Consider the following 5,500-nt stretch of genomic DNA (forward strand, 5'->3'; position numbering starts at 1 on the left):
ACCAGCGGCTGCGGCGTGTTGCCGGCAACGGTGTCGGCACCGGCCGGCACGTTGATAGGGAAGGCCGATCCCGGCTTCGTCACCGGCACGTAGGCGACCTTTTCAGGCAAGGGCTTGTCGCCATCACCCATCACGGTCGATATCGCCTCCGAAGAGGCCGAAGTCACCTGCAGCGACGAATCGGTTGATGTTGCTGGCTTGGCGCTGGTTGCAGCGCTCATCTCGGTGGAGGTGGCATTATAGCCGGGCATGCCGACCGACATGGTGGGGTCGCCGGCGGAGGTGCAGGAGGCCAGAAGCACGGAGAAAAGCGCTGCCGCAATGCTGCGACCTTCCCTCCGCGCGAGACGCCAACCACCTGACTTCAAAACTAAATTCCCCCTCGGTAGCCGGCCGGCTCGTCATCGCCGCAGCGTTCTACGCCCCTCGCTACGACTGTTCTGTTCCCAAACCGGAAACGGGACCTGTGTCAAATCTGCAAGCCTCGGAAGTAATCGTTTTTTCCAGGCGAATTGAAGCCACCAGATAGTTGACGCCACCATTTCGACCTGTTTTGACGGGCCGTCAACTCACCAGACATTACAGTCTGTTACACGCGCACCTTGACATAGGTGCCCGGCGCATCCCCCAAGGTTTTCATATGCTTGCCGGGTTTGCGCGCCGGCACGCGCGCGTTGTTCTGGGTTTCGACCCAGTGCTGCCAGTGCGTCCACCAGGAGCCGGGATGCTCCACGGCCGAGGCGAACCACTGGCCGAAGTCGCCCACCGGCTTGCCGCCCGTCCAGTACTGGTACTTGTTCGCGGTCGGCGGATTGACGACGCCGGCGATGTGGCCGGAGCCGGCCATCACATACTCGACGCTGCCGCCGAAATAGCGCGAGCCGAGGAACACCGAGAGCGCCGGCGCGATGTGATCCTCTTTGGTCGCCAGGTTATAGACGGGGATCTTGATATCGGCCAGCGAGACGGTGCGGCCGGCAAGCTCCATCGTGCCGCGCGACAGATTGTTCTCGAGATAGCAGTTGCGCAGGTAGAAGGAATGGTTGGCCGCCGCCATGCGGGTTGAATCGGCGTTCCAGTACAAGAGGTCGAAGGGCAGGGGATCCTTGCCGCGCATGTAGTTGTTGATGACATAGGGCCAGATAAGGTCGCCCGAGCGCAGCATGTTGAAGGCGGTCGCCATCTTGGTGCCGTCGAGATAGCCCTTCTCGTTCATCGAGCGCTCGACCGCCGCCACCTGATCCTCGTCGACGAACACTTTCAGGTCGCCGGCATGGGTGAAGTCGACCTGCGTGGTGAAGAAGGTCGCCGATTTGATGCGGTTGTCGCCTTCCTGCGCCAGCAGCGCCAGGGCCGCCGCCAGCAGCGTGCCGCCGACGCAATAGCCGATGGCGTTGACGTCCTTCTCGCCGGTGGCCTTCTCGACCATGTCGAGGCCGTATTGCAGGCCTTCGCGGATATAGGCTTCCCAACCCTTGGAACCGTGGCGCTCGTCCGGATTGATCCAGGAGATGACGAAGACGGTATGGCCTTGCTCGATCGCCCAGCGGATGAAGGATTTCTGTGGGTTGAGATCGAGGATGTAGAACTTGTTGATCCATGGCGGGCAGATCAGCAAGGGGCGCTTGAGCACTGTCTCGGTCGCCGGATCGTATTGGATGATCTCGGCGACGTCGCTGCGGCCGACCACCTTGCCGGGCGTCGTCGCTACGTTCTTGCCGATCTCGAAGGGCGAGTAGTCGGCCTGCCTGAGCTTCAGGTCGCCCTTGCCGGCGGCGATGTCCTCGGCCAGCATCTTCATGCCGCGTACCAGATTCTCGCCATTGGACGCGACGGTCTCGCGAAACAGCTCCGGATTGGTCAGGATGAAGTTCGACGGCGCGATCGCGTTCGACACCTGCTTGACGTAGAAGCTGGCCTTGTGGCGGGTGTGCTCGTCGAGCCCCTCGGCATGCTCGACCAGATCGCCTGCCCAGCGCGAGGTGACGAGATAGGCCTGCTTGAGGAAATCGAAGAAGGCGTTGCGGCCCCATTCCGGGTCCTGGAAGCGCTTGTCGCCGCGTTCGGGCTTGACGGCGTCGTCCGGCGCCTCGGCATTCGGGCTGACGCGCTGGATGGCGTTTGCCCACACCGTCATGTAGCCGGCGAAGAGCCGCGTCTGCGCTTCCAACGCGCGCTGCGGATCGGAGAGCCAGTATTCGCTGAGCTTAGAGAAGGTCTTGACCATGTCGACCACCGGCTCGGCGACATGGTCGCGCACCTCCCCCTTCTCGCGCGGCTCGGCCCAGGCGGAAGCCGCCTTGCCGGCCTGCTCGATCATACGCGCCATGTTCAACGCGAAGCGTTCAGGGTCCTTGACCAGATATTGCTCGACCGTCGAAGGTCCGCCATCTTCCGCTTTGTCCGAATCGGGCGCTTTGGACATGGTTCGCGGGGTTCCTCCCGGGGCGTTTTCTTGACATATTATCATGGGACATCTGACCGGGTCCAACACGCTCTAACCCGGCTGCCAGGAAAACAATATGACGATTAATATTGGCAAGACGGTTTTTTCGGCAAGCGCACGCATTTGCCGCATGGCCGCGGCGATGGCCTTGCTGTCTGCCGGTCTGGGGGCGGGCGGCTGCTCGACGAGCAACACCACGAACGCGGCGCCGGTCGCCGGCGTCGAAGGGCCGAAGGACACCGGTTCCTATCCGAACCTCAACATCCCGCCGCAGGTGGCCGCCAAGCAGCTCACCAAGGAGGAGACCGACGCCAAGCTTGCCCAGCTGAAGGGCGAGCAGCAGGCGCAGCTTTCCAAGGGCGGCGGCGGAGGCCAGACCGCAAGCCCGGCAGCGCTGAACTCGCTGGCCAAGAACCATGGCGACCAGGCGCTGAAGCAGATCGAGGCCAAATGCGATCCCGCCCTCGACCCTAACTGCAATTAGGGATATATCGCGCGCCGAAACCACCTTTGAATGTCTGGAACTGACATGGAAGAATTTCACAAGGTCCGCCGGCTTCCGCCTTACGTGTTCGAGCAGGTCAACCGGCTGAAGGCCAGCGCCCGCTCGCGCGGCGCCGACATCATCGACCTTGGGATGGGCAATCCGGACCTGCCGACGCCGAAGGCCATCGTCGACAAATTGTGCGAAGTGGTGCGCGATCCGCGCACGCATCGCTATTCCTCGTCGCGCGGCATTCCGGGCCTGCGCCGCGCCCAGGCGGCGTACTATCAGCGCCGCTTCGGCGTGAAGCTCAACCCCGATACGCAGGTGGTGGCAACCCTCGGCTCGAAGGAAGGCTTCGCCAACATGGCGCAAGCGATCACCGCGCCGGGCGACGTCATCCTGTGCCCGAACCCGACCTATCCGATCCACGCCTTCGGCTTCATCATGTCGGGCGGCGTTATCCGCTCGCTGCAGGTCGAACCGGACGACGGTTTCATCCCGGCGGTCGAACGCGGCATCCGCCATTCGATCCCGAAGCCGCTGGCGCTGATCCTCAACTATCCGTCGAACCCGACGGCGCTGGTCGCCTCGCTCGATTTCTACAAGGACGTCGTCGCCTTCGCCAAGAAGAACGACATCATCATCCTGTCCGACCTCGCCTATTCGGAGATCTATTTCGACGGCAACCCGCCGCCCTCGGTGCTGCAGGTGCCGGGCGCGATCGACGTCTGCGTCGAGTTCACCTCGATGTCGAAGACCTTCTCCATGCCCGGCTGGCGCATGGGCTTCGCCGTCGGCAACGAGCGGCTGATCTCGGCGCTGACGCGCGTCAAGTCCTATCTCGACTACGGCGCCTTCACGCCGATCCAGGTGGCGGCGGCGCATGCGCTCAACGGCGACGGCGCCGACATCGCCGAGGTGCGCGAGGTCTATCACAAGCGCCGCGACGTGATGGTCGATTCCTTCAGCCGCGCCGGCTGGAGCATTCCGGCCCCGGCAGCCTCGATGTTCGCCTGGGCGCCGATCCCGGAACAGTTTCGTCATCTCGGCTCGCTCGAATTCTCCAAGCTCTTGATCGAGCATGCCGACGTGGCGGTGGCGCCGGGCGTCGGCTTCGGCGAGCATGGCGACGATTTCGTGCGCGTGGCGCTGGTCGAGAACGAGCACCGCATCCGCCAGGCGGCCCGCAACATCAAGCGCTTCCTGGCGTCCACCGCCAAGCAGCCCAACAATGTGGTGCCGCTCTCCGCGCACCGCTGAGTTCGCCTGACATCACCGATCGAATTTTTGAGGGGCATCGCCGGACATGGCTGAAGCGTTGCGTGTTGGAATTGCCGGCCTCGGCACGGTCGGCGCCTCGGTGGCGCGCGTGCTGCGCGACAAGGCGGCCGAGCTCACCCGCCAGTGCGGCCGCGACATCGTCGTGGCAGCCGTCTCGGCCCGCGATCCCAAGCGCGACCGCGGCGTCGACCTTGGCGGCGCGCAATGGTTCGACGATGCGGTCAAGATGGCGGAGGCGGCCGATATCGACGTCTTTGTCGAACTGATCGGCGGCGACGAGGGACCCGCGCGAGCCTCGGTGAAAGCGGCACTCGAGGCCGGCCGCCATGTGGTGACCGCCAATAAGGCGTTGCTGGCCAAGCATGGCGTGCAGCTGGCCGAGATCGCCGAGAAGAAGGGTGTGCTTTTGAATTACGAGGCCGCGGTGGCCGGTGGCATCCCCGTCATCAAGACGATGCGCGAGGCGATGGCCGGCAATTCGGTCACCAGGGTCTTCGGCATCCTCAACGGCACCTGCAACTACATCCTGACTCGCATGGAAGCCGAAGGCATCTCCTTCGACGCGGTCCTCAAGGATGCGCAAAGGCTCGGCTATGCCGAGGCCGATCCGACCTTCGATATCGAGGGCCACGACACGGCGCACAAGCTGTCGATCCTGACCAGCCTTGCCTTCGGCACGAGGATCGCCGCCAACGACATCTATATGGAAGGCATCTCCAACATCACCCAAGCCGACATCCGCGCGGCCGGGGACCTCGGCTATCGCATCAAGCTGCTCGGCGTCGCGCAGCGCACCGAGAGCGGCATCGAGCAGCGCGTGCACCCGACCATGGTGCCGACGGCTTCCGTCATCGCGCAGGTGCACGGCGTCACCAACGCGGTGGCGATCGAGACCGACATTCTGGGCGAGCTTCTGCTTTCCGGCCCAGGTGCGGGCGGCAACGCCACCGCTTCGGCGGTGATCGGCGATATCGCCGACATCGCCAAGAGCCGGCCGGGCTTCCAGCACGGACCGGTCTTCGGCCGCCCGGCGAAGGAGCTGAGGCCGTACAAGCGGGCCCAGATGCGCAGCCATGCCGGCGGCTATTTCATCCGGCTCACCGTGCATGACCGCATCGGCGTCTTCGCCGCGATCGCCAAGCGCATGGCCGACAACGACATCTCGCTGGAATCGATCGTCCAGCAGGCCGCAGGCCCGGAAACACACGCGCAGAAGACGGTCATCCTCGTCACCCACGAGACGACGGAAGCAGCGGTGCGCAAGGCCGTCGAGGGCATCACCAAGG

General features: G+C 64.1%; 4 protein-coding genes and 1 pseudogene. 3 read left to right on the forward strand and 2 right to left on the reverse strand.

All coding sequences use genetic code 11. The features are described from left to right. A pseudogene (locus EN745_RS28890) lies at positions 1-263 on the reverse strand (peptidase M15A); the annotation flags it as partial. A gap of 326 nt (positions 264-589) precedes the next feature. Next, entirely contained in the window at positions 590-2,425 is a 1,836-nt protein-coding gene (phaC, locus tag EN745_RS28895) for a class I poly(R)-hydroxyalkanoic acid synthase (RefSeq protein WP_127422811.1), read from the reverse strand. A gap of 97 nt (positions 2,426-2,522) precedes the next feature. Between phaC and EN745_RS28900 the strand changes: the two genes are divergently transcribed. The 3 genes from EN745_RS28900 to EN745_RS28910 all read left to right on the forward strand — a co-directional run. Further along, positions 2,523-2,930, forward strand: coding sequence for a hypothetical protein (locus EN745_RS28900; RefSeq protein WP_189363189.1), 408 nt, complete (start codon positions 2,523-2,525; stop codon positions 2,928-2,930). Between the two features lie 45 nt (positions 2,931-2,975). After that, the gene (locus EN745_RS28905) at positions 2,976-4,193 is read left to right on the forward strand and encodes an LL-diaminopimelate aminotransferase (protein ID WP_127283311.1); all 1,218 of its coding nucleotides are present in this window, start codon (positions 2,976-2,978) and stop codon (positions 4,191-4,193) included. 46 nt (positions 4,194-4,239) lie between these two features. Next, the coding region (locus tag EN745_RS28910; protein ID WP_145992179.1) for a homoserine dehydrogenase at positions 4,240-5,500 on the forward strand (1,261 nt) is incomplete at its 3' end.

Origin of the sequence: Mesorhizobium sp. M4A.F.Ca.ET.022.05.2.1, from assembly GCF_003998845.1 — a bacterium.
Lineage (GTDB): Bacteria > Pseudomonadota > Alphaproteobacteria > Rhizobiales > Rhizobiaceae > Mesorhizobium.